Source organism: Nocardia sp. NPDC057353 (genome assembly GCF_042667085.1).
Taxonomy (GTDB): domain Bacteria; phylum Actinomycetota; class Actinomycetes; order Mycobacteriales; family Mycobacteriaceae; genus Nocardia.
On record NZ_JBHVAK010000025.1, the window covers coordinates 26,888 to 51,212 of the forward strand.

17 protein-coding genes are annotated in these 24,325 nt (G+C 70.4%); 11 read left to right on the forward strand and 6 right to left on the reverse strand.

Annotated elements, in window-relative coordinates; translation table 11 throughout:
- Positions 1-307 precede the first annotated feature (307 nt).
- Positions 308-1,285 carry a beta-mannosidase gene (locus tag ACFUUZ_RS15420; protein WP_378696512.1) on the reverse strand — a complete coding sequence of 326 codons (978 nt, stop codon included), beginning with the start codon at positions 1,283-1,285 and terminating at the stop codon, positions 308-310.
- Positions 1,286-1,383: 98 nt separating this feature from the next.
- Here ACFUUZ_RS15420 and ACFUUZ_RS15425 point away from each other — a divergent pair, with 98 nt between their 5' ends.
- The 6 genes from ACFUUZ_RS15425 to ACFUUZ_RS15450 all read left to right on the forward strand — a co-directional run bounded on the left by ACFUUZ_RS15425 (position 1,384) and on the right by ACFUUZ_RS15450 (position 11,923).
- Complete coding sequence (locus ACFUUZ_RS15425; RefSeq protein WP_378696514.1) at positions 1,384-1,788, forward strand: hypothetical protein; 405 nt, start codon at positions 1,384-1,386, stop codon at positions 1,786-1,788.
- Between the two features lie 119 nt (positions 1,789-1,907).
- Entirely contained in the window at positions 1,908-3,644 is a 1,737-nt protein-coding gene (gene treZ / locus ACFUUZ_RS15430; protein ID WP_378696516.1) for a malto-oligosyltrehalose trehalohydrolase, read from the forward strand.
- A gap of 56 nt (positions 3,645-3,700) precedes the next feature.
- A complete protein-coding gene (locus ACFUUZ_RS15435; RefSeq protein WP_378696518.1) occupies positions 3,701-4,951 on the forward strand; it encodes a serine hydrolase domain-containing protein in 1,251 nt (416 codons plus the stop codon).
- A gap of 157 nt (positions 4,952-5,108) precedes the next feature.
- On the forward strand, positions 5,109-6,653 hold the full coding sequence (locus ACFUUZ_RS15440; RefSeq protein ID WP_378696520.1) for a hypothetical protein: 1,545 nt from the start codon (positions 5,109-5,111) through the stop codon (positions 6,651-6,653).
- A gap of 76 nt (positions 6,654-6,729) precedes the next feature.
- Positions 6,730-7,785 carry a hypothetical protein gene (locus ACFUUZ_RS15445; protein ID WP_378696522.1) on the forward strand — a complete coding sequence of 352 codons (1,056 nt, stop codon included), beginning with the start codon at positions 6,730-6,732 and terminating at the stop codon, positions 7,783-7,785.
- Between the two features lie 49 nt (positions 7,786-7,834).
- Positions 7,835-11,923: a hypothetical protein gene (locus ACFUUZ_RS15450; protein WP_378696524.1), complete on the forward strand. Its 4,089-nt coding sequence runs from the start codon at positions 7,835-7,837 to the stop codon at positions 11,921-11,923.
- Between the two features lie 16 nt (positions 11,924-11,939).
- Here ACFUUZ_RS15450 and ilvA read toward each other — a convergent pair whose 3' ends face one another.
- Both ilvA and ACFUUZ_RS15460 read right to left on the reverse strand, forming a co-directional pair.
- Positions 11,940-13,304 (reverse strand): threonine ammonia-lyase IlvA, encoded by a 1,365-nt coding sequence (gene ilvA, locus ACFUUZ_RS15455; protein WP_378696526.1) that lies wholly within the window; start codon positions 13,302-13,304, stop codon positions 11,940-11,942.
- Positions 13,305-13,357: 53 nt separating this feature from the next.
- Positions 13,358-13,792: a nitroreductase family deazaflavin-dependent oxidoreductase gene (locus tag ACFUUZ_RS15460; RefSeq protein WP_378696528.1), complete on the reverse strand. Its 435-nt coding sequence runs from the start codon at positions 13,790-13,792 to the stop codon at positions 13,358-13,360.
- Positions 13,793-13,890: 98 nt separating this feature from the next.
- Between ACFUUZ_RS15460 and ACFUUZ_RS15465 the strand changes: the two genes are divergently transcribed.
- Positions 13,891-14,115, forward strand: a complete 225-nt coding sequence (locus ACFUUZ_RS15465) for a hypothetical protein (protein ID WP_378696530.1) — start codon at positions 13,891-13,893, stop codon at positions 14,113-14,115.
- Here ACFUUZ_RS15465 and ACFUUZ_RS15470 read toward each other — a convergent pair.
- The gene (locus ACFUUZ_RS15470) at positions 14,095-16,764 is read right to left on the reverse strand and encodes an AAA family ATPase (RefSeq protein WP_378696532.1); all 2,670 of its coding nucleotides are present in this window, start codon (positions 16,762-16,764) and stop codon (positions 14,095-14,097) included. The genes ACFUUZ_RS15465 and ACFUUZ_RS15470 overlap by 21 nt on opposite strands.
- Positions 16,765-16,859: 95 nt before the next feature.
- Here ACFUUZ_RS15470 and ACFUUZ_RS15475 point away from each other — a divergent pair, with 95 nt between their 5' ends.
- Positions 16,860-17,210, forward strand: coding sequence for a nuclear transport factor 2 family protein (locus tag ACFUUZ_RS15475; protein ID WP_378696534.1), 351 nt, complete (start codon positions 16,860-16,862; stop codon positions 17,208-17,210).
- Between the two features lie 32 nt (positions 17,211-17,242).
- Complete coding sequence (locus tag ACFUUZ_RS15480; protein ID WP_378696536.1) at positions 17,243-17,653, forward strand: hypothetical protein; 411 nt, start codon at positions 17,243-17,245, stop codon at positions 17,651-17,653.
- Here the strand turns inward: ACFUUZ_RS15480 and treY are convergent.
- Both treY and glgX read right to left on the reverse strand, forming a co-directional pair.
- A complete protein-coding gene (gene treY / locus ACFUUZ_RS15485) occupies positions 17,639-20,059 on the reverse strand; it encodes a malto-oligosyltrehalose synthase (protein ID WP_378696538.1) in 2,421 nt (806 codons plus the stop codon). The genes ACFUUZ_RS15480 and treY overlap by 15 nt on opposite strands.
- A 14-nt stretch (positions 20,060-20,073) precedes the next feature.
- A complete protein-coding gene (glgX, locus tag ACFUUZ_RS15490) occupies positions 20,074-22,236 on the reverse strand; it encodes a glycogen debranching protein GlgX (protein WP_378696540.1) in 2,163 nt (720 codons plus the stop codon).
- A 91-nt stretch (positions 22,237-22,327) separates the two neighbouring features.
- Between glgX and ACFUUZ_RS15495 the strand changes: the two genes are divergently transcribed.
- Both ACFUUZ_RS15495 and ACFUUZ_RS15500 read left to right on the forward strand, forming a co-directional pair.
- Positions 22,328-23,608 (forward strand): adenosylmethionine--8-amino-7-oxononanoate transaminase, encoded by a 1,281-nt coding sequence (locus ACFUUZ_RS15495; RefSeq protein WP_378696542.1) that lies wholly within the window; start codon positions 22,328-22,330, stop codon positions 23,606-23,608.
- A gap of 275 nt (positions 23,609-23,883) precedes the next feature.
- Complete coding sequence (locus tag ACFUUZ_RS15500; RefSeq protein WP_378696544.1) at positions 23,884-24,321, forward strand: hypothetical protein; 438 nt, start codon at positions 23,884-23,886, stop codon at positions 24,319-24,321.
- Positions 24,322-24,325: the final 4 nt, after the last annotated feature.

The following is a 24,325-nucleotide window of genomic DNA, read 5'->3' on the forward strand; positions in this document are numbered from 1 at the left end:
AGCGGCCGTCAAAGTCCTACCTGACTGTGCGCCGTCACAGCTTCAATAGCTTGGTTACGACTCCGACTCCACCACCACGAGCAGACGAACGCCAATAGTTATTGACCTGGAACTATTCGGTTTCCTCGATTCGGGTGTAGCGGACGCGGGTGCGCCGAAGTAGCCGCGGATGATGTGGGGCTGTCGCGCGTCAGACTTTGTGGCAGGGCCCGTTGTTTGCGGGCTTGACCAGTGAGAGAGTCTGAATCATGGCTAAGTGCTGCAACGGCACTCAGGTGAGGTAGCTTGCCTGAGTGCCATTGCAGTATTAGCCGGCGAGGAGGGTGAAGAGCGGGTCGCTGGGGCCGATGTCGTAGGTCTGCTCGCCCGGGCGCGGGTCGGGGACGAAGGCCCAGAGCAGGGCGCCCGCGGTGCCCGCGGCGCGCTGGCCGTCGATCTTGCGCTCGATGTCGGCGGCGCGCTGGGCCAGGGACGCCGGTGATTGGTCGCTGTGCTGCCCGATCTCGGCCACCAGCAGCGGTTTACCGGCGGCCCGCGCCTGCTCGATGCGGCGGGCGAGGCCGTTCCACTGGTCGCCGGGGAGCGGGACGCCGTCGGCGCCGTAGTCGTGGTACTGCATGATGTCGACGTACGGCGACTCGGCGATGAACCCGTATTCGTCACCGGCGGAGCCGCATTGGCCGCCGCCGAGGAGTCCGGCGGTGATCGGGGTGTCCGGCGAGTTCGCCCGGACGATCGCGCCCGCCTCGTCCATGAAGGCGCGCAGGACGGCGGCGGCGTCGGGCGGGCAGGTGCGGGCGTTCCAGGCGCAGTCGCCGTCTGGGCAGACGCCCGGCTCGGGTTCGCCGACGAGTTCCCAGGCGGCGAGCGCGGGGGAGCCGTGCCAGCGGGCGGTGGCGGCCGCGGTCCAGGCGGCGAAGGGGCCGCGCCAGCCGTCGGTGTACCAGTTGTACTGCTTGAACTGCTCGTCCTCGCAGGCGCCGTCCTGCGCGGTGAGGACCGGGATCAGCAGTTGGCCGTGCCGCTCGGCGGCGGCGAAGACCGCGTCGATCGGGGCCCAGTCCCGCGCGCCGGTCACCTTGTGCGTGGCCAGCGACTCGAAGGCATTGAACCGGGTGAGCGAATCAGGGTGCAGCGCAGCGAAATACGCGTCCAGGTCGACCTGGGCCCCACAGCCGCGGTTGATCGACCAGTTCGTGGCGAGTTGGTAGGCGTTCAGCCCGGCGGGCCACCACGGCTCGCCGTCCAACCGCAGTTCCCCCTGCTGCACGCCCACCCTCGCCATCACCCCAGTGTGCGCGTTGACCGGATGTTAAGGGCGCGAAAAGCGGGAGACCGCATTCTTTCCTCAACACACCGACCGAGACACACAGGAGAGAGACAATGAACGTCCTTCGCGCCCAGTTCCGGCTGCTGGCCCTCGCGTTCACCGCGCTGGCGGCCGCCGCCGCGCTGACCATCGCGGGTGCGTCGGGCCAGGCTGCCGCAGGCGTCTTCACCGAGCTGCAGCTGCAGCCGGGCACCAGCAGCGGCGGCATCGGCGGCGCCGTCGTCCGCGGCGACTCGGACACCTACATCCTGGAGGCCCGCTCCGGCCAGCTGTTCAGCGCCGGGCTCGGCTCGGTCGAGGACAACGCGACCTTCACCCTGATCGCCCCGGACGGCACCATCCTGGCGATCGAGGAGACCTACACCGAGGTCTGGCTGCCGCTCTCCGGCGACTACGTCCTCGATATCGCGCCGACGCGCGGCAATGCCGAGTACTACCTGCAGATCGAGATCCTGTAGCGCTCCCGGCGGTGGGGGCGAGGGGTGCCCACCGCGCGGGTCACGAGGCCGCCGGTCCACTGGACCGGCGGCCTTTCCCGTTCCCGGCACACCGGCCGCGATCGTGGAATCCTGGCCGGGTGACTCTCTTCGAGGTGTGGGCGCCCCGGCCGGATCTGGTCCGGCTCGATCTCGACGGCGCGGTGCACCCCATGCGCCGCGACCACGCGGGCTGGTGGCGGGCCGAGGTCCCGGCCGCCCCCGGCGCCCGCTACGGCTTCCTGCTCGACGACGACCCCACCGTCCTGCCCGACCCGCGCTCGCCGTGGCAGCCGGACGGCGTGCACGGCCGCTCCGCGCTCTGGAGCCCGGACCCGGAGCTCTGGACCGACGCCGCCTGGCCCGGCCGCGGGCTGCCAGGCGCGGTCTTCTACGAGCTGCACATCGGCGCCTTCACCCCGGAGGGCACCTTCGACGCCGCGATCGGCAAGCTGGACCACCTCGTCGGCCTCGGCGTCACCGTGGTCGAGGTGATGCCGGTGAACGCCTTCGACGGCACGCACAACTGGGGCTACGACGGCGTGCTCTGGTACGCGGTGCAGGACTCCTACGGCGGCCCCGCCGGGCTGCAGCGCTTCGTCGACGCCTGCCACGCCCGCGGGCTCGCGGTGGCGCTCGACGTCGTCTACAACCACCTCGGCCCCTCCGGCAACTACCTGCCGAAATACGGCCCCTACCTCACCGACGGCCGCAACACCTGGGGCCAGAGCCTGAACCTGGACGGCCCCGGCTCGGACCACGTGCGCAGGCACATCCTGGACAACGCGCTGCGCTGGCTGCGCGACTTCCACCTCGACGCGCTGCGCTTGGACGCGGTGCACGCCCTGGTCGACCGCACCGCCGCGCACCTGCTCGAGGAGCTGGCCACCGAGGTCGCGGTGCTCAGCGCCAGGGTCGGCCGCCCGCTCACCGTGGTCGCGGAGAGCGACCTCAACGACCCGCGGCTGATCACCCCGCGCGCCGCGGGCGGCTACGGCCTCACCGCACAGTGGAACGACGACCTCCACCACGCCGTGCACACCGCCGTCTCCGGCGAGCGGCAGGGCTACTACGCCGACTTCGGCAGCCTGGAGTGCCTGGCCACCACGCTGACCCGCGGCTTCTTCCACGCGGGGAGCTACTCCAGCTTCCGCGGGCGCAGGCACGGCCGCCCGGTGGACCGGAGCACGACCCCGCCCTCAGCGCTCTTCGGCTACACCTGCGACCACGACCAGATCGGCAACCGGGCGATCGGCGACCGGCCGTCGATGAACCTCACCGACGGCCAGCTGGCGGTCAAGGCCGCGCTGGTGCTGCTCGCCCCCTTCACCCCGATGCTGTTCATGGGCGAGGAGTGGGGCGCGCGCACGCCCTTCCTCTTCTTCACCTCGCACACCGACCCGGAGATCGGCGCCGCCACCGCAGCAGGCCGCAAGGCGGAGTTCGCCGAGCACGGCTGGGCCGCCGCCGAGGTCCCCGACCCGCAGGACCCGGAGACCTTCGCCCGCAGCAAGCTGGACTGGACCGAATCCGCCGACCCGTCCCGCGCCCGCCTGCTCGAGCTATACCGCGATCTGCTCGCGGTGCGCCGGCTGCGGCCGGAGTTCACCGGCACCTGGATTCCGGACCACGCGGTCCGCTACGACCAGCGCGCGAACTGGATCGTGATCACCCGCGGCGGCCTCGAGCTGGCCTGCAACCTCGGCACCGAACCGGCGACGGTACCGGTGACCGGCGTCACAGTACTGGCCTCGGCCGAGCCGGACAGTTCGCCCGACGGTGCCGGAACCGTGCTCCCCGGGCACTCCTTCACACTGCTGGCCTGCGAGAACAATTGAATCACCGTCTCGGACGGGTGATTGCCGGAGTGGAAACACCCGACTACCGTTGTTCTATGAGCACCGTTGCTTCCGCCGGCGATTGCGCCGAGCTACCGGACGGTGTCGGCGGCAGCGCCGGCACCGAGTTCGCCCCGCTGGTCCGCACCTTCGCGCGGGTCTTCGGCCACCGCAGGGACGCGGGGGCCGCGCTCGCGGTGTACCGGCACGGACAACCGCTCGCCCACATCTGGACCGGCTACGGCGGCGACCGGCCGTGGACCGCCGACACCGGCACCGTGGTCTTCTCCGCCACCAAGGGCATCACCGCCACCGTGATCCACCGGCTCGCCGACCGCGGGCTGATCGACTACTACGCGCCGGTGGCCGAGTACTGGCCGGAGTTCGGGGCCAACGGCAAGGCCGCCATCACCGTCGAGCAGGTCATGACGCACCGGGCCGGGCTCTCCGCGCTGCGGCAGGTCGCGCGGAACACCACCGAGGTGCTCGACCACGAGCTCATGGAGCAGCGGCTGGCCGCCGCCGCGCCGGACCACCTGCTCGGCACCCCGACCTACCACGCGCTCACCTACGGCTGGCTGATGAGCGGGCTGGCCCGCTCGGTCACCGGCAAGAGCATGGGGCAGCTCTTCCGCGAGGAGGTCACCGAGCCGCTCGGCATCCGGGACGGGCTGCACCTCGGCTACCCGAGCCCCGGCTCCGCCACCCGCTACGCGCCGATGGCGGGCACCCAGCTCAGCGCCGCCCGCAGCCCGATCGCCGCGCTGGTGCTCGGCCGCGGGCACGGCATCCCCGGCGTGGTCGGGGCCGCCGTGCGCTGCCTCTTCGTGCCCGGGCTGGAGGCCATCCTGGAGGGGGCGCAGCCCTCGCTGCTGCAGACCGAGCAGGGCGCCGCGAACGGCGTCTGCACCGCCTCCGCGCTGGCCACCGTGTACGGCGCGCTCGCGGGCGACGGCACGGTACAGGGCAAGCGCTACCTCTCCGGGCACACGCTGCACGAAATGCGCAAGGTGCGCAGCTACCAGCTCGACCACGCGCTGTTCTACCTGCCGATGATGTGGCACCTCGGGTACCACTCCATCCCGGTGCCCGGCGGGCACACCGGCTTCGGCCACATCGGGCTGAACGGCTCGTTCGGCTGGGTCGACCCGCGCTCCGGCATCTCGGTCGGCTTCGTGCACAACCGCTTCACGCTGCCGTTCTTCGGCCTCGACATCTCCACCGTGGCCTGGCTGCTCCCGCTGATCGTCGGCTGCCTGCGCGGCACCGGGGCCGAGCTCGCGCCCGCCACCCGCTCCGCGGCGTGAGCGGGGCGGATCCGATGTCGATCGTTCGACCGACAGAGAATCCGGACTCCGTATCCTACTCTGACCCTGAGTAATGCCACAAAATTCGTGAGCTCTCGCCGGATGAGTACGCTGTCAGGCTGCTCCGAGGCAGCCCGCCCAGCGACTCGGGGGAAGTGTGAAATTCGGCATCGCCGCCGTGTTACTGGTCCTGGCAGCCGGATTGCAGCTATTGAGCCCCGGATTCGCCTCGGTACGGGCAGACCCAGGAGGCTTCATCGCGACGCCCGGCGAACTCACCTTGGCTCCCGACGAATCGGCCTCCGGTTTGGTGGAGATCAGTAATCCCGGCGCGGTTTCGACCCGAGTCCGGCTCATGGCCAGACCGTCGAATGATTCGGTGCGCGTGGAGTTGCCGAATCCCGAGCTGGTGATCGAGGCCGGGCGGGCAGCCGTGATCGGCTTCACGGCTACCCGTATCAGGGAGGGAAGTGGCAATGACGTCACCATAGCTTTCATCGTGGAAAAGACACCGGTGTCTGGCGCTGCCGGAGCCGGTCCCGACATCACGGTTGGGAAGGTCCTCGTCACCTCGTCCGCCGCTCCCGCCCTGGTCGAACTTTCCATACTTGCCGCGGACTTGACGGTGAACGAGAACCGGACAGCGACCGCGCTGGTGAAGATCGTCAACCAGCGGAACGACGCGATCGAGCTGACCAGCCTCTCGATCACGGCCCCGAATTCGGTGACGCTGACGGTGCAGTGTCCCGGCGGACAGACCGTGCTCGCAGTGGAGCGGCAACGGGGAACCGGTTGTTCCTACACCATGCTCCCGCGGGAAGAAGTGCTGCTACCTGTTCAGATCGATGCCATGCGGGCGGTGGTCCCCGGTCCGCGCGCGGCAGTCGTCGAGGCCGAGGTACGTAACCCCGGGACGCCAAAACCACACCGCCTCGCTGCCACGATCCCGTTCACGGTCGAGGTATTCGGCGAGTCGGACATTCTGCAGGTGGTGGGGGTGCCCACGCTCCTGCTCGCCCCCGGCCTGATCGTACTTCTCACGTTCTGGTTCCTGCTGCGGCTGGCGGGGATCGGCGCAGGCGTGCAGAAGGAATTGGCCACCGAAAGCACCATCGCGAATGTCGGTCTCACTGCGGTCGCGGGCGTATTCCTGTCGCTCGTGATGGCAAAGGTCTATCCGACGATCACGCAGTGGCTGCCGCCGGGAGAGCGGCGAGACTACCTGAAGAGCTACGGATTCAATGACATCTTCTTGGTCTTCACCTATAGTTTCGCCATTGCCACACTGCTGTGGGTGGCGGCGGTGGCCGTCTCACGAGTGTGGCACTGGGCAGCGGTTCCCGCCGAGCGGGACGACCCGAGGACACTGCTGCGCAAACTCGCGCTGCGGGATCTCGCCGGATTCCGATCGACGTTTCCCAAAGTGATGTACGACGGCCGCGGAGCGCTGCTGATTGCCGACAGCGCCGAGGACACGGTGCTCATCGCTCCTCGGATACGGCTTTCGGCGAGCAGCGAGCTGCTCGAGAGCGTGGAGAACTGGGTAGTCGACGGCCGGACGTGCCGGATATGGCAGAAGATCTGGAGATCCAGCGAGGCGCGGCTGAGCTGGGTCGCCGGTGATGTCGGCGAGGTCGAGGTGGTCCCGCGGCCGGAGGTGGGCGACCCCGGGCAGACCGTGTCAGCGATCCAGAGCTCCTGATGAAAGACGAATGGCCGGCAATGCCGGCCATTCCCTTACCGTAGCAAGGAGTCTCGGACACTATAGCGGAGGAACGATGGCACGAGTGACGAAAGTGGCGTTCCGGATCAGCTGGACGACCATCTACCCCGAGCTGCTCGCCGAGAACCGAGGCAAGCTGATCACGTCGGCGGGCTACCGCGCCCTCTTCGATTCCTATAACCCGAACCTAACCATGCCCTGGAATCACTATCCGCAGCGGAAGCACTGGTCCCGCTTCTGGTCGTCGTACCTCGCCGCGCCGAGCAAAATGCACGGAATCCGGTGGGATGCCGCGTACGCGCGACGCCTACCATTCCAGTGGTGGGAGCCGGTTACGCTCTCCGGCCCCGGCGGAGCCTCCGGCGTCATGCGGGTCCGGATGTATCCCTGGGCGGTCGTCGTACTCGCGCAGATCGAGGCCGTCGGCGCCTGGCCGGTCCCAGAGCTGGCGCACTCTGTGAGCGATCTGCGTCGCGCGCGGGAGTGGAGGGCGGCCCAGGTCGACGCTCGCGCCGATCGCTCGCTCGACGGGCTGGCGGACGAGCTGCGCGAGCGGATCGGTAATCCGCATCTGACGGATGGGCAGCTCGGCGATCCGTGGCCCGCGAATGTCTATACGATCGGGGCGCCTATCCGCGGCGAAGGCTCGCTCTCCGACTTCGAATTCGAGAACGTTGCGGCGGCCTCCTGCCTGGCGGGGCTGGCTTCGCTGGGGCCGCCGGGCGACTACGACAGCGAGCGGTTGACAGCGGCGAACAGGACATCGCAGTGGTCGACCCGAGCGTACGTCTCCCGGGACGGGCACGCGATCTGGAACCCGACGACCTTCACCGACCCGAATGCCGGGCACACCCTGGACTGCCTGCTCGCCAACCAGGCGGACGCAATATCGCACATCGACGCGCTCGAGGGAGCCCTGTCCTGGGCGGCGGAGCAGATCGCGGAAAGTCTGCCGATTCCCACGGCGGCACAGCCGACAGTATTGCGTGTGTCCGAAATATTGGAACAGCTGTACCGGGGTGATAAACGGAAAACCTACAGAAGTGGGGTTGCCCGACTCCGAATCGAAAAATATATCGACTCGATCGCGCCTGTGCGAGCGGCCCTATAGATTTCTGGAGAACACAATGGCGGCAGAAAATCGCATACGGGCGTCGAATGTGACGACGTTGATCGAGGCTGTCCGGCAGAGCAAGGTGGCCGCGCGCACAAGCGGCGGCCAGCACAGCATATCGGGCTTCGACTATCAGGTGCATACAGCGCTGCTGAACTACCTCCGCGCCGCCAGCGAGATCTCCTCGGAGATGCCCGACCTGCGCTACGAAGAGATCGCGGACTACGCTATCTTCGGCGACGAGACCTGGTTCACGTCGGAGGTCAAGCAGACCCTCAATGTGCGGCAGCTGCATTCCGCGCTCAACGTGCTGCTCGAGGTGCGCCAACTGGCCGAGCGGGTCGAGCAGTCGTTGGTCGCACGGCTGCGTTTCCGGATCTGCTACATCCGATCGGACATCGCGGCGAAAGAGAATGCGGCGTTGGCCTGGGCCCAGCAGCAGCCCGATCCAACCATCGCGGAGGCGGTGGTCGAAGCACTGGAGTTCTCGAACGAACCGGATCCGCACGGCGAACTGATCAGCATTCTGACGACCGAGTACCGGATACGGCAACCGCAGGCGCTGATCGACAAGTGGATCAGGCACATCATGGCCGACGCGGCGGGGCGCAGTTCGCTGGCCGGAGAGATAGCGCACGAGCTGTCTTCGGCGCGCCGGTCAGCGACGGACACACCATTCATAGTTCTGTCGCAGGAGGATCGGGAACCCACCGAGGTCGATCTGCTGGCGGACGGATTTCTGGTGTCCAGTCAGCCGACTATCAGCCACCTCCGGGAGGGTTACTTCGCTCCCGGCGGCGAGCGTGTGGATAGAGTCGCAGCCAGCCTCTGGGACTGGTACGAGAGTCTCGCGTCCAGCCCGCAGGTCTCGTTCGGGGCGCGGATTCCCCTGTTCTGGATTGAAGGTCCCTCGGGAGCGGGAAAAAGTATCCTGCTCCTGCAGACACTGGCACGGCTCAACGCCAGTCCGCAGGTCACGGTGCTCTGGCTGGCGGAGGCTGTCGAGGGCCTGCCGGAGGCCGTGCGATTCGCCAAGGCGGTGAGCGGTCTGCGCCGGGTCGTCATCGGACTGGACGATCCGCTCTCGAGGGGAATCGACGAGGTCAGCGCGTATTTCCGGCGCGCCATCTCCGAGCTGGTCCCCGTCCGGCAGCACCGGCAATTCGATTCGCTCCCCATCGTCGTGTGCTGCGGGCCGAGCGAGCAACTGGCGGATTTCCGCGAGCAGTACGACGACGAGTTCGAGATCAAGACGCTGTACCACGGAATTCCCAGTGACGATTTCGCGGGCGATCTGCGGACGTGGTACCTAAGACGCACCGGCGACACGCGCGAACTACCGCTGCGCGAACCCAATATGCTACCTCTGCAACTCTTCTTCGAATGGTGGCAGCACGCCGATATCGGAGTGTTCGCGCGGCGGTTCCGAAGGCGAATCCGCTCCATGGGGAATCCGGCACTCGAGAAGTTCATCGATCATGTCATAGCGCTCAATCGGCTGTACGTGGGCTACCCGAGGGCGGCGGTCGAGAAGCTCAATCCGCAGACGCGCGACAATCTCGCCGTCCTGGAACGCGATCTCCATTTCGGCGCCACCAAGATCGGGCGCCGTGAAGTTTGGCTAAGTCACCCGCATCTCGCCGAGATTCTCTACAACATCTGGCATCCCTCGATGCAGAAGACGCACAATCGAAGCGCGCACCTCATCAACGCCCTGCTCGAGGCGGTCGATGCGGATGAGGGCGGGTATGCGCACTCGGGCATCGTGCTCGCCCTGCTCGAGCCACTCGGCATCGCCGAGAACAAGCGCAGCGCCGCCGGTCGCCGGGTGCGAAGGCAGGATGCCGCGAAGGCGTTGGCTCGCGCCGCCGAGGTGCTGAGGCCGCGGGCCGATCGCTTGGGATTCCACGCCCTCGGTGCCTGGATTCGCGTGGACGTCCTGGCGCCCGCCTGTGTGCAGAGCTGGGATCCGCTCGCCATCGCGATGGAGGCGTTGGAGACGGCGAACACGTCCAGCCCCGGCCTCGTGACCATGCTGCTCGCCATTGTCGACGGCAGTGATATCGCTGCCGTCGACCGGGTGCGGGACTTCCTCGATGCGCACAGTGACTGGGACGAGTGGGCGCTGGTGGTGGAGAGACTGGTCGCGTGGTACCACCAGGACGAGATCTCCGGAATGATCGGTCGCGGTGTGCGCGCGAACCGTGCCGATCCCGCCCGGGTGCAGCTCCTCACACGGCTTATCCGCAGGTCGGACGAGTCTGGCGAGCTCGCGGCGGTGGGCAGGGAGATTCTGGGGGATCCGAACAGCGCTCCGGAGGGCGTCGGCTCGCTCACCGCGGAATTGATCGGCCGCTCGGACGCGGATCGCAGGGCGGCCGTCAGCTGGCTACTGCGTGATATCCGCCAGGAGAACGGTCCCGGGCTGACCGTCGCGCTCGCGACACCGGCGGCTCCGGTGGAGTTCCTTCACGCCGCCAATCACTGGTTGCTGCGGTACCCGACGGATCCCGCTGCCAACTCGCTCTTCGCGACGACGCTCACGTGGTTCAAGTTCCGAAATCACGAATACCGGACCGCGCTCGGACGGCAGCTGAATTCGCCCCATGCCGTCATCGATTCCGACCTGCTGAGCCGAATCATGACCATCTTGGAGCGCGATATCGACCACGCGTCATGGCCCTTCATGCTCGACGCGCTGTCGGACACCCAGCGCAGTGCCCCGGAAATTCAACGGCTCGGCCGTGCGTGGCTCGCCGCGAACCCGGCATCGAAGGGCTGGGCGAGCGTGTGGGTGCTCCTCGCCCGGGGAGTTGCCGAGGAAGATGCCGAACTGATCCGGTATGCGATGGAAAACCTGCCCTACTTCGTCAACACCGACCGCTGGTCGTACATCACCCGGCAGATGTATGACATCGCTCCGAGTGTCGTCCGGACTGGACACTTCCGGGAGTCGCTGGAGTGGCTGCGGGCAAATCCCGAGAGCGACATGGGCTGGGGTCACCTCTACACCTACCTGGCCGAGCGCGCCGAGTCGTGCCGACCGGAGCTGGAGCGGCTGTCCTACGAATGGCTGGAGAACAGGCCGGATGCCGTCACCTGGAGCTATGTCTGGCGAGCGGCCAGCTCCGCTGCCGAGGGGCGGCATCGGCAGGAGTTGGCTGCGCTCGCGCTCGACTGGCTGGCGGTTCCCCGTAGGGGCTGGGGGCAGGTCTTCCGGCACCTGGTGAAGCTCGAGCTGGTCCCGGCCGAGCGGCAGGAACGTGCCGAAACCTGGCTGCAGAACAACCTGCGGGACGATCAGTGGCCCGCGGTGTTCGATCTGGTGATGGTGCAGGCCGGGCGCGAGAAGGCGACGAATCTGCTCGCGGCCTGGTTCGACGAGATGGCGGACGAGGACAGCAAGGTCGGATTCCTGTGGGCGGTCGCGGTGGAGAGCGGGCGCTACCCCGGCCTCAGCATGGAGCCCGCGCTCCGGGAGCATGTCATCCGGTGGCTCCGGAGATCGGCGCGAGTCCGCACCTGGTGGCATATCTGGTGGTTCATCTACGCCGAGGAGCCGACGTCCAAGGTGCTCCTTGAGATAGCGATCTCCGTCGAGACGTTTCGGCACCGCATCTACGGGATCAGCAACAGGCTATCGAAGATGGCCGTCGGGAGCCCAGCTGTGGCGGCGGCGATCTGGGAGGTCTTGGCCGGTGCCGCGGAACGTGGACCGGCCTGGATCCCCATCTGGCGTGACCTCGGCGTCGCGACTCGGGACCCGATGTTCTTCCAGCTCGGCATTCGCGTCTTCAACGAGCCCGAAGACCCCGATTTCACGCTGATCTGGAAGACCCTGTGGGATGAGTTCTCTGGGGTCCGCGAGCGGACCTACCTCGAGGACGTCGGCATTGAATGGTGCGAGCGTCGCGGGCACCACTACTGGGCGGGAGTTTGGCTACGACTCGCCGTCGACCCATCGCCGACACAGGCCGACCGCATCTGGGCGGCCGGGATCGCCTGGGCGGCCGAACCGCGGAACGCGACCGCCTTCAAATTCGAGGAGGTCCAGGCTGCCCTGGCCGACCACGCGCAGGGCAGCCTCGAGGTGGTCGCCGTACGGGATGCCGAACTCGGCGCCGGACAGCGGTGATCGCGATCATTTCCGGTCAGGTGAGGTAGCGGTAGGCGGGGGAGCCGGGGTCGAGGCGCTCGCAGTTGATCGGCGAGTCCTCGATCCGCCGCAGCAGCGCGTCCAGGCAGTCGGCGGCGCCGAGCTCGATGCCGACCAGCGCGGCCCCGGTCTCCCGGTTGTTCCGCTTGACGTACTCGAAGACGGTGATGTCGTCGTCCGGGCCGAGCACCTCGTCCAGGAAGCGGCGCAGCGCGCCGGGCTCCTGCGGGAAGTCCACCAGGAAGTAGTGCTTGAGCCCCTGGTGCACCAGCGAGCGCTCGATGATCTCGTTGTACCGGGAGACGTCGTTGTTGCCGCCGGAGACCAGCACCACCACGGTCGAGCCCGGCTCCACCGCGATCTCGGCGAGCGCCGCGGTGGCGAGCGCCCCCGCGGGCTCGGCGATGATGCCCTCGTTCTGGTACAGCTCCAGCATGGCGGTGCAGATGGCGCCCTCGTCGATCTGCATGAGCCCGAAGTCGCCGTCGCCGGTGCCGCCCGCGGGCGCCGCGAGCAGCGGCAGCGAGCCGTGCGAGACCACCCGCCCGCCGAACTCGGTGACCGCGGCGAACGGCACCGCCCCGATCCGCCGGACGGCGGCGCCGTCCACGAACGGGTCGATCTCCGGCAGCGTCACCGGCCCGCCCGCCACCAGCGCCGCCGTCATCGAGGCCGCGCCCGCGGGCTCGACCCCGAGGATGCCGGTCTGCGGGGAGCGTTCGCGCAGGTAGGTGCCGACTCCGGCGAGGCAGCCGCCGCCGCCCACCGGAACCACCACCAGGTCCGGCGCGAGCTCCAGCTGGGTCAGGAACTCGGCGGCGATGGTGCCCTGCCCGGCGGCGGTGCGCGGGTCGTCGAAGGGCGGGACCATGGTGGCCCCGGTGCTCGCCACGTCGTCGGCGGCGGCCGCTGCGGCCGCGTCGAAGTTCTCGCCGACCGCGATGAGCTCGACGAACTCGCCGCCGTGCACCCGGATGCGGTCGCGCTTCTGCTTGGGCGTCGTGGTCGGCACGTAGATCCGGCCGCGCACCCGCATGGCCTGGCAGGCGTAGGCGACGCCCTGCGCGTGGTTGCCCGCGCTGGCGGCGACCACGCCCGCGGCGCGCTCGGCGTCGGTGAGCTGGACCATGAGGTTGTAGGCGCCGCGCAGCTTGTAGGAGCGGACCGCGGTCAGGTCCTCGCGCTTCAGGTAGACCGTCGCACCGGTGAGCGCCGATAGCCGCGGGCTGTGTTGCAGCGGCGTCGGCTCGATAATGTGCCGAATGCGCTCCGCCGCGAGGTCGATCTCGGCAGCGGTCAGAGCCGGATGCGCGATGGACTGGGTCTCGAGTACCGGAAGCGGATTGGACACCCGGTCCATGGTGCCACCCGGCACGTGCGCCGCGCGCGCCGGGTGGCGGGTGTCCGGGCTGGTCAGCGCGGCGTGAGCACGAAGACCGGGATCTCCCGGGAGGTCTTGGTCTGATACTCGGCGTAGTCCGGCCAGACCGCGACGGCGCGCTCCCACCAGGCGGCCTTCTCGTCGCCGGTCACCTCGCGCGCGGTGTAGTCCTTGGTCTCGGTGCCGTCGCGCAGCTCCACGTGCGGGTCGGCCTTGATGTTGAAGTACCAGACCGGGTGCTTGGGCGCGCCGCCGAGCGAGGCCACCACCGCGTACTCGCCGCCGTGCTCCACCCGCATGAGCGGGGTCTTGCGCAGCTTGCCGGTCTTGGCGCCGCGGGTGGTCAGCAGGATGACCGGCACCCCGCGCAGCGTGGTGGCCTCGGTGCCGCCGGAGTTCTCGTACTGCTCCGCCTGCTCCCTGGCCCAATCCGACGTACTCGGTTCGTACTCTCCTGTAAGTGGCATGCAACCAGTAACTCGCAGATCGGGCCGCGCTGTTCCCGTGACACACGGAACAGAAAAGTTCGGTGGACCGAAAACTTTCCCACGGCTATGGTGAAGAGATGACAGCGGTGCACCCTGATTCCCCGCTCGCCGAGGCTCCGACGGTAGCGCTCGCCGGGGTGCCGTGGCCGCTCTTCAAGCTGGAGGCGCTCGCGCTCGGCCTGGTCGCGCTGCTGGTCCTGCTGCTGGTCACCGGCTCGCCCGCGGTCGCGGTGCTCGGCGGCGCCGGGTTGGCCGCCGCCCGCTGGGCGCTCGCCGCGGTGTCACCCCGGCTCCAGCGGTAGCCCCGCCAGCTCGCCGCGCGCGGCCACACCCAGCTTCGGGTACGCCTTGTACAGGTGGTGCCCCACCGTGCGCGGGCTCAGGAAGAGCTGCGCCGCGATGTCCCGATTCGAGAGGCCGCGCGCGGCCAGCCGGACGATCTGCAGCTCCTGCGGGGTGAGCCGGGCGAGCGGCCCCGGTGCGGCCGGTGTGCTCGCGCCGCCGCCGATGGCCGCGAGTTCGGTGCGCGCCCTGGCCGCCCACGGCGCCGCCCCCGCTCGCTCGAAGGTCTCCGCCGCCGGTTCCAGCTGCGCCCGCGCCTCGGTCTTGCGCTTGGCCCGGCGCAGCCACTCGCCGTAGAGCAGCCGGGTTCGGGCCTGCTCCAGCGGCCGCGCCCCCGACTCCAGCGCGGCGCGGAAGTACCGCTCGTCGCCGGTGAGCAGGGCACGGCAGCGCTGCTCCAGCGCCGCCACCCACGGCTGCCCGCCGCGCCGGGCCCACTCCGCCAACCGCTCGACGGCATCCCCTGCCCGCTCCGGCTCGCCGAGCCGCACCGCCGCCTCCACCACGTCGGGCAGCGCCCGCGCCGCCGCCACGTGGTGCCGCACCGGCCCCGCGGTGAGCGCGGTCAATCGGTGCAGCGCGCCCGCCACCCGGCCGAGCCCGAGCTCGAGCAACCCCTGCGCGGCCTCCGCCCAGGTGCCGCCGGGCGCGCGCACCCCGCCGACCGCGGTCGCCGCCGCCACCGCGGCCGCGCACTCCCGCTCGTCGCCCGCCAGCGCCGCCAGGTAGGCGCGGAAAGCGTGATGCTGGCTCACCCACTGGCCGAGCCCGGCGTCGACGGCGATCCGCAGCCCCTCGGCCGCCGCCACCGCGGCCTCCGCGCGGTTGCCGCCGAAGAGCTCGGCCTCGGCCAGGAAGAAGAGCAGCGGCGGCAGCAGCGCGATCCGGCCCTGCTCCCGGCACTCCGCGATCAGCTCCGCGGCCAGCTCGGCCACCTGCGCGTCCTGCCCGACCACCAGCCCGGCCCCGCACAGCTGCACCAGGTCGCGCGGGCTCTCCGCGCCGTGCCGCCGAGCCGCCGCGGCGGCGTCCCGCAGGTCGGTGGTACGGGTGCCGCGCAGCGCGGGCAGCATGTAGCCCGCGATCGGCGCGACCGGGTCGACCTCGGGCAGCGCGAGTCCGGCGAAGGCGTCCGCCACCGCGGTGAGCTCGGCGTCGCCGAGGTACCAGGCCGGGTGCACCGCCTGGATGAGGATGCGGGCCGCGCGGGCGGGCTCGCTCGCGGCGGCGGCGCCGAGCAGCAACCGGTGCGCGGCCGCGGGCCTGCCCGCGCCGAACTCGGCGAGCCCGCGCACCACGTCCAGCCGGGCCAGGGTGGCCTGCTCCGGCGTAGCCACCGCCGCGGCGCGCTCGGCCGAGCGGCGGGCGAGGTCGAGCAGCCCGGCCTCGGCGGCGGTCTCCGCGGCGGGTACCAGCCGCCGCGCCCTGGCCGCGTCGTCCACGCTGAGCGCGGCCGCGCGCTCGTAGGCGGCCACCGCGCCGTGGTAACCGCTGCGCCTGCGGGCCCGCTCCGCGGTCTCCTCCAGCGCCGCGGCGACCGCCTCGTCCGGGCCGGTGGCCGCGGCGGCCAGGTGCCAGGCCCGGATATCGGCGTTCTCCGGGCCGGTCGCGGCGTCGGCGAGCGCGCGGTGCGCGGCCAGCCGCTCGGGCAGCGGCGCGCTCCGGTACACCGCCGAGCGCAGCAGCGGGTGCCGGAACACCACCCCGGCGGTGCCGGTGCGCACCAACCCGGCCCGCTCGGCCGGGGCCAGCTCGGCCGGGCCCGCCCCCAGCGCCGCCGCCGCGCGCAGCACGGTGCCCAGCTCGGCGGTGTCCGCCGCGGCGGCGACCAGCAGCAGCGTCCTGGTGGCCGCGGGGAGCCGGGCCACCTGGCCCTGGAATGCCCGCCGAAGCCGCTGCGGCAGCGGCTGTTCCGGCGCGGCGCCCTCGGTCTCGGCGGCGAGCAGCGCCGGGAGCTCCAGCAGCGCCAGCGGGTTGCCTGCCGATTCGACCAGCGCGCGGTAGCGCACGGTGGGTGAGAGCCCGGTGTGCCCGGCGTCGAGCAGCGTGGCGGCGGCCTCGGGCGGGAGCGCGCCGACCGGCAGCTCGGGCAGCCCGGGGGCCGGGAAGTCGTGCTCGCCCGCCCTGGTGGCGAAGATCAGCGCGACCCCCTCGGCATCGAGCCTGCGGGCCGCGAACAGCAGCGTCTCCGCGGTCGCCCGGTCCAGCCAGTGCGCGTCGTCGACCAGGCAGAGCAGCGGGCCGTCGGCCGCCTCCTCGGCGAGCAGCGAGAGCACCGCGAGGCCGATCAGCATGCGGTCGGCCGGGTCGTGCTCGGCGAGGCCGAAGGCGCCGTCCAGCGCGGCACGCTGGCGCGGCGGAAGCGCGCCGAGGTCGGCGCCGCGGACCAGGAGATGCAGCGCGGCGAAGGGCAGCTCGGCCTCGGACTCGATCCCGGCCCCGCGCACCGTCGGCAGCCCGGCCGCGGCCGCGTGTTCCAGCAGCGCCGTCTTGCCGATGCCCGCCTCGCCGCGCAGCACCAGCGCGCCGCTGCGGCCCGTGCGTGCCGCGGCCAGCATGGCGTCGATCCGGGCCAGCTCGGCCGCGCGGCCGAAGAGTGCGGTCGGCATCACCGAAAAGTACCTATAGGCGACCGATTCGGCACACCCCCGGCCCGCCATAACGTTGTCCTCACACCGCAAACCAGCAGGTAGAGGAGAAAATCGTGAACGAGATCGTGGCGCAGTACCTGGCGGCGTGGAACACGACCGACCCGGCCGCCCGGCGGGCGGCGATCGCCCGGGTCTTCACCCCCGACGCCGCCTACACCGACCCGCTCATGGCCGTGCGCGGCCACGCCGAGATCGACGCGGGCATCGCCGCCGCCCAGGCGCAGTTCCCCGGCTGGGAGTTCCGGCAGGCGGGTGAGCCGGACGGCCACCACGACCAGGTGCGCTTCACCTGGGGGCTCGGCCCCGCCGGTGCCCCGCCGGTGGTGCTCGGCTTCGACGTCGCCGTGCTCGACCAGGGCCGGATCAGCACCGTCTACGGCTTCCTGGACCAGGTTCCCGCGTAATCCCCACCCCGAACCCCGAGGAGGTTCCCGTCATGACGAACACCGGACTGCTCGCCCCCGGCGACCGACTGCTGCGGCTCTCGCTGCGCGCCGACGCCGTGATCACCGGGGTCAACGGCCTCGCCTACCTGGCGCTCGCCGGGCCGCTCGAGTCGCTGCTCGGCCTGGATCGCCCGCTCGGCATCGCGATCGGCGTGTTCCTGACCGGCTACGCCGTCGCGGTCGCCGCGGTCGGGCAGCTCGCCCGGATCCCGGCCGCCGCCGCGGGGGCGGTGATCGCGGTGAACGCCGCATGGGCGGTGGCGAGCGTGCTCGCCCTGGTCACCGGCGCGCTCGGCGTCACCGCGGTCGGCGCGGTCTGGGCGGTGCTCCAGGCGCTGGTGGTCGGCGGCTTCGCCGCGCTGCAGTACCTGGGGCTGCGCCGGGCGTCAGCGCACCAGTAGCGCCACCGGCAGCCGGTCGAAGATCTTCTCCAGGTGCGCCCGCCCCTGGAAGGTCTCGCCGGTGAGCCGGTCGGTCCAGACGCCGGGCGGCAGGTCGAGGACGGTGTCCGCCCAGCCGGTCTGGGCCAGCGCGTAGCTGTGCCTGGTGGCGGCGACCAGCACCTCGGGCAGCCTGCCCGGCTTGCCGCGGCCGTAGCAGATGAGGTGCCCGGCCCGCTCGCCGATGGCGTGCATCGGCAGGTAGCTGCCGCCGACGAAGCACTCCGGCCGCTCCCGGCGCAGCCACAGCGCGTAGGCGACCACCCACATCTTGGCGGCGCCGGTGGTGTCCAGCGCCGGGGTGCCGGTGAGCGACTGCAGCATGCCCGCGCGCACCGCGAAGTCGACCGGGCGTCGGTTGTCCGGGTCGACCAGGGAGTCCTCCCAGAGCTCGCAGCCCTGGTAGATGTCGGGGACGCCGGGGCCGCAGAGCTGCAGCAGCTTCTGCGCCAGCGCGTCCGACCAGGCGTGCGGGGCCAGCTCGTGCACCAGGTCGTTCAGCCCGGTCCCGACCGGGCCGTCGATCACCGCGTCCAGCCAGCGGTGCACTGCCGTCTCGAACTCGGTGTCCGGGTCCTCCCACGAGGTGCGGGTGCCCGCCTCCCGGATCGCCTTCTCCGCGTACTGGTGGATCCGCTCGCGCAGCCCCGGCACCGAGGAGGCGGGGCGGCCGTCCGCGGGCCACACCCCGAACATGTTCTGCAGCAGGAAGAGCGCGGTCGCGCCGTCTGGGCCAGGCGTCGCCTCCTGCCAGGCCCGCACGCGCCGCGCCCAGATATTGCCGACCTGGGAGAGCACCCCGATCCGCGCCCTGACGTCCTCGCCGCGCTTGGTGTCGTGGGTGGAGAGCGTGGTCATCGAGGAGGGCCAGCGCCGGGCCCGCTCGCTGTTGGCCAGGTGGAACTCGTTGACCGAGCGGGCGAAGCGCGCCGGGCTGCCGCCGACCTCCTGCAGCGAGATCAGCCGGACCGCGCGGTAGAACATGGCGTCCTCCACCGCCTTCGCCGTCATCGCCCCGCACACCTGGTCGAACCGGATCTGCGCCTCGCCGTCCCTGGCCAGCGCCGTCACCAGCACCTGCAGCGGCGCGGTGAGCTCGGCATTGCGCCGCTCCACCTCGGCGACGACGGCGCCGGTCATCCCGGCCAGCGGGCTGTAATCGGCCCGGTAGACCGGCATGAAGGCCAGCACCTCGATGGTGGCGTTGGTCAGCGCCATGGTGTCGAAGCCGGGGGCGTCGGCGTCGTGCTTGATCGCCGCCACCAGCCTGCGCACCTCGGGGGAGAGGATCGACTCCGCGACCGCGCGCTTGATCCGGTGCTCGGTCTCGCCGATCCAGGAGCGGTCGCTGCCGTGCCCGGTGAACCGCCGGGAGAGTTCGGTGAGCGCGGGCTCGCCCGCCGGGTCGATGAGCACCCCGCCCAGGTCGGCCAGCGCGTCGTAGCCGGTGGTGCCGTCGATCGGCAGCGTCGGGTCCAGCGGCTCCCGGTTGGCCAGGATCTTCTCGATCAGCAGCAGCCGGTCCGGGCCGAGCAGTTTCCGCAGCCGGTGCAGGTAGCCGATCGGGTCGGCGAGGCCGTCCGGGTGGTCGATCCGCACCCCGTCGATCAGGTCGTGCTCGCACCACGCGGCCAGCTCCCGGTGCGTGGCCTCGAAGACCTCGGGGTCCTCCTGGCGCACCGCGGCCAGCTCGCTGACCGCGAAGAACCGCCGGTAGGTGCAGACCCCGGACTTCCAGCTCACCAGCCGGTAGTGCTGCTTGTCGTGGATGCGCAGCGCATTGTCGCCGTCGGTGCCCGGCGCGATCGGGAACCGCATGTCGTGCAGGCTGAGCATGGGCTCGGGGCCGGAGCGGTCGACGCCGAGCGCGGCCGGGTCGTTCTCGCCCTGCAGCACCGGCAGCGCGAGCCGCCCGCCCGCGCCGTTGCCCTGGCTCCAGTCGATGTCGAACCAGTGCGCGTACTGCGACTCCCTGCCGTGCCGCAGCACGTCCCACCACCACTTGTTCTGCCGCGGGTCACCGACCCCGACGTGGTTCGGCACCAGGTCCACGATCAGCCCCATGCCGCGGGTGCGCACCTCGTCGGCGAGCGCCTTGAGCCCGGCCGGGCCGCCGAGCGCCGCCGAGACCGTGGTCGGGTCGGTGACGTCGTAGCCGTGCGTCGAGCCGCGCACCGCCGTCAGGATCGGCGACAGGTAGAGGTGCGAGATCCCGAGCTGCTGAAGGTACTCCGCGATGGACCTGGCGTCGGCGAAGGTCAGCGCGTCCGGCCGGAGCTGGAGCCGGTAGGTGCTGCGCACCGGCCGTCGGGCGGGTTCCCGGCGGCGCGGGGTGGGGTCGGTGGTGTGCGTCGCGGACTCGGTCATGGGCGTCGGTTGCCTCAGGTCGAGGGGTCGGTGTGCCGCAGGACGAGCAGGCAGCGGCCCGGGACGGTGACGGTGGCGCCCGCCTCGTGGTCCGCGGGCGCCTCGCCGGTGGGCGTCGAGCAGTCGAGCACCACGCTCCACCCCAGCCCGTAGTCCGGGCCGGGTAGCGCGAAATCCAGTTCCTGGTCGTGGGCATTGAAGCAGAGCAGGAACGAATCGTCGGTGATCCGCTCGCCCCGCGGCCCCGGCTCCGGGATGCCCGCACCGTTGAGATACACCGAGAGCGACTTGCCGAAACCGCTGTCCCAGTCCGCCGGGGTCATCTCCTCGCCCGCCGGGGTGAGCCAGGCGATGTCGCGGGCGTCGTCCTTGGAGCGGATCGGCCGCCCGGCCAGGAACCGGCGGCGCCGGAAGATGGGGTGCGCGGTGCGCAGCGCGATCACCCGCCGGGTGAACTCGAGCAGGTCGGCATTGGTCTCCGCGAGCGACCAGTCCATCCAGGAGAGCTCGGAGTCCTGGCAGTACACATTGTTGTTGCCGTGCTGGGTGCGGCCCATCTCGTCGCCGTGCGCCAGCATCGGGGTGCCCTGGCTGAGCACCAGGGTGGCCAGCAGGTTGCGGCTCTGCCGCGCGCGCAGCGCCAGGATCTCCGGGTCGTCGGTCGGCCCCTCGACGCCGCAGTTCCAGGAGCGGTTGTGGCTCTCCCCGTCCCGGTTGTCCTCGCCGTTCGCCTCATTGTGCTTCTCGTTGTAGGAGACCAGGTCGCGCAGGGTGAAGCCGTCGTGCGCGGTGATGAAGTTGATGCTCGCGCTCGGCCTGCGGCCGGTGGCCTCGTAGAGGTCGGAGGAGCCGGTGAGCCGGGAGGCGAACTCGCCGAGCGTGGCGGGCTCGCCGCGCCAGTAGTCCCGGACGGTGTCGCGGTACTTGCCGTTCCACTCGGTCCACAGCCCAGGGAAGTTGCCCACCTGGTAGCCGCCCTCGCCGACGTCCCACGGCTCGGCGATCAGCTTCACCTGGCTCACCACCGGGTCCTGCTGCACCAGGTCGAAGAAGGTGGAGAGCCGGTCCACGTCGTGCAGCTCGCGGGCCAGGGTGGCGGCCAGGTCGAAGCGGAAGCCGTCGACGTGCATCTCCAGCACCCAGTAGCGCAGCGAGTCCATGATCAACTGCAGGGTGTGCGGGTGCCGCACGTTCAGGCTGTTGCCGGTGCCGGTGTAGTCCATGTACTTCGACGGGTCCTCGTCGACCAGCCGGTAGTAGGCGGCATTGTCGATCCCGCGGAAGGCGATCGTCGGGCCCTTGTGGTTGCCCTCGGCGGTGTGGTTGTAGACCACGTCGAGGATCACCTCGATGCCCTCCTCGTGCAGCGCCCGCACCATCGCCTTGAACTCGGTGACGGCGGCACCCGCGCGCGGCATGGCGGCGTACTCGCTGTGCGGGGCCAGGTAGCCGAAGCTGTTGTAGCCCCAGTAGTTTCGCAGCCCCTGGTCGAGCAGCACGGTGTCCTGGAAGAACTGGTGCACCGGCATGAGCTCGATCGCGGTGACGCCGAGGCTCTTCAGGTGCTCGATCACCGCCGGGTGCGCGATCCCCGCGTAGGTGCCGCGCAGCTCCTCCGGCACCGCCGGGTGCGTCATCGTCATGCCCTTGACGTGCGCCTCGTACAGCACCGTCTCGTGGTACGGGGTCTTCGGCGCGCGGTCGTTGCCCCAGTCGAAGTAGGGGTTGATCACGACGCAGGTCATGGTGTGGCCGAGCGAGTCCAGCCCGTACGTGTGCAGCGAGGGGTCGCCGTCGAACTCGCCGTCGAACGCCTTGCCGTACGGGTCGAGCAGCAGTTTGCTCGAGTCGCAGCGGCATCCGTTGTCCGGGTCCCACGGGCCGTGCACCCGGTACCCGTAGCGCTGGCCGGGGCCCAGGCCGGGCAGGTAGGTGTGCCAGACGTACCCGTCGACCTCCTCCAGCGCGATCCTGGTCTCCGCGCCGTCCCGGTTGATCAGGCACAGCTCGACCTTCTCCGCGACCTCGGAGAAGACGGAGAAGTTCACCCCCGCGCCGTCGTAGGTGGCGCCCAGCGGGTAGGCGGTGCCCGGCCACACCCCTAGCGGCGCCACCTCGGCGATGGCAGGAGCGGGGGAACTGTCGCCGGCCGGAGCGGCGGGGTCGGGCGCGAGCATGTCACCGACAGTAGCGGCCCCGGGCGGGTGGGGGATGCCAGGTCGCGACCATCACAGCGGACTTGAACGGTGTTCAAGGTACGGTGCTGAGATGGACATCGACCGGCTGATCGCGCTCGACGCCGCGCACGTCTGGCACCCGTACGGCGGTTTCCCGGCGAGCACCGCCCCGCTGCCGGTGGAATCGGCCTCCGGGGTCCGGCTGCGACTGGCCGACGGGCGCGAGTTGATCGACGGCATGAGCTCGTGGTGGGCCGCGATCCACGGTTATCGGCACCCCGTGCTGGACGCCGCGCTGGCGGCGCAGGCCGGGCGGATGAGCCACGTCATGTTCGGCGGGCTCACCCACGAACCGGCCGTCCGCCTGGCCGAGCTGCTGGTCTCGCTCACGCCCGCCGGGCTGGAGAAGGTGTTCCTCTGCGACTCCGGGTCGGTGTCGGTGGAGGTCGCGGTGAAGATGTGCCTGCAGTACTGGCGGGCGCGCGGGCATCCTGCGAAGCGGCGGCTGCTGACCTGGCGCGGGGGGTACCACGGGGACACCTTCACGCCCATGAGCGTGTGCGACCCGGACGGGGGGATGCACTCGCTATGGACCGATGTGCTGGCGTCCCAGGTGTTCGTGGGGCCGCCGCCCCGCGAGTACGACCCGGAGTACGTGGGGGAGCTGGACCGGGCACTGGGCGCCCATGCCCACGAACTCGCGGCCGTCATCGTCGAGCCCGTCGTCCAAGGTGCCGGTGGCATGCGCTGGCACCACCCCCGCTACCTGAGCGACCTGCGCGCGCTCTGCGACCATCACGGCGTCCTGCTGATCTTCGACGAGATCGCCACCGGATTCGGCCGCACCGGAACGCTGTTCGCCGCCGACCAGGCGGGGGTTTCGCCGGATGTGCTCTGCGTCGGCAAAGCGCTCACCGGCGGGTACCTCACCCTCGCCGCCGCGCTGTGCACCGCGCGGATCGCCGAGACGGTGAGTGCCGCGCACGGCGGTCTCATGCACGGCCCGACCTTCATGGGCAATCCGTTGGCCTGTGCTGTCGCCGTCGCATCGGTGGAGCTGCTGCTGTCCCGGGATTGGGCTGCCGAGGTGTCCGCGATCTCCGCCGGGTTGGAGGCCGGGCTTCGTCCGCTGGCCGAGCTGCCCGGTGTGGTGGACGTCCGGGTGCTCGGGGCCATCGGGGTGGTGGAGCTGGAACGCCCGGTGGACATGGTCGCTGCCACCGACGCTGCTGTGGAAGAGGGGGTTTGGCTGCGTCCGTTTCGGAATTTGATCTACACGATGCCGCCGTTCATCAGTGGAGCGGAGGAAGTGGCGGCGATCGGCCGTGGGATCGGTTCGGCGGTGCGATCTTCCCTCGCTCGGAGCGTGTAACCTGCTTCCTTGCAGTTAATTTCGTGTGCAGCGCACTTCGCTGCAGGAGACGCGTTCCGAAGCTCCGAGGGCTGCATTGCCTGGTTTCGAGTCGGGGACCTTCGCGCCGCCGGATACCGGGTCGAGCGCAGTCCGGGCCGCGGCATCCACGTCAGCGTCTGGGGCGACGTCGAGGAGTCGGATCGCGGCGACCTCGCGGTGAACAAGTCGTGGTGGTGCGATGGTGACCGTGCGAGACTGGAAACATTGGCTATCGGGATCGGAGGTGATCCGAAGTGAGAGAAGCGTACGCGTGGTTGCGAGAAACGCCGCTCCGCGAGCCCACTGTGCTCGGTAGATGGGACGGTGTCGCGAACATCCTGCTGTTCTCCATCTCGAGCGGCGCGCTGCTGTGGTGGATGTTCGAAGACCACGACGGGACCTCGCTCGGAGTCTTCGTCCACCTCGCCGATGACGAGGCCCAGGCGGTCTTCGAACACTCCGGCGCGGGCGCCGGGCTGCTGGAGCCGGTCCGGCAGACACTGGCCGACCCCAACGCCCTCGTCTGGTCGATCGATGGCGACGCAGGTTTGAAGGTGGCGCCGTTCTTCGTCGTTCCCTACGTGGACGAGCAGGTATTCACGGACATGTTGTGGAATGCGGCGGAGGCGACGATGGAGCCACTGGCGAAGCTCGCCGAACAGGCGTACTCGCTTCATCTGACCGCCTGCTGAGCTC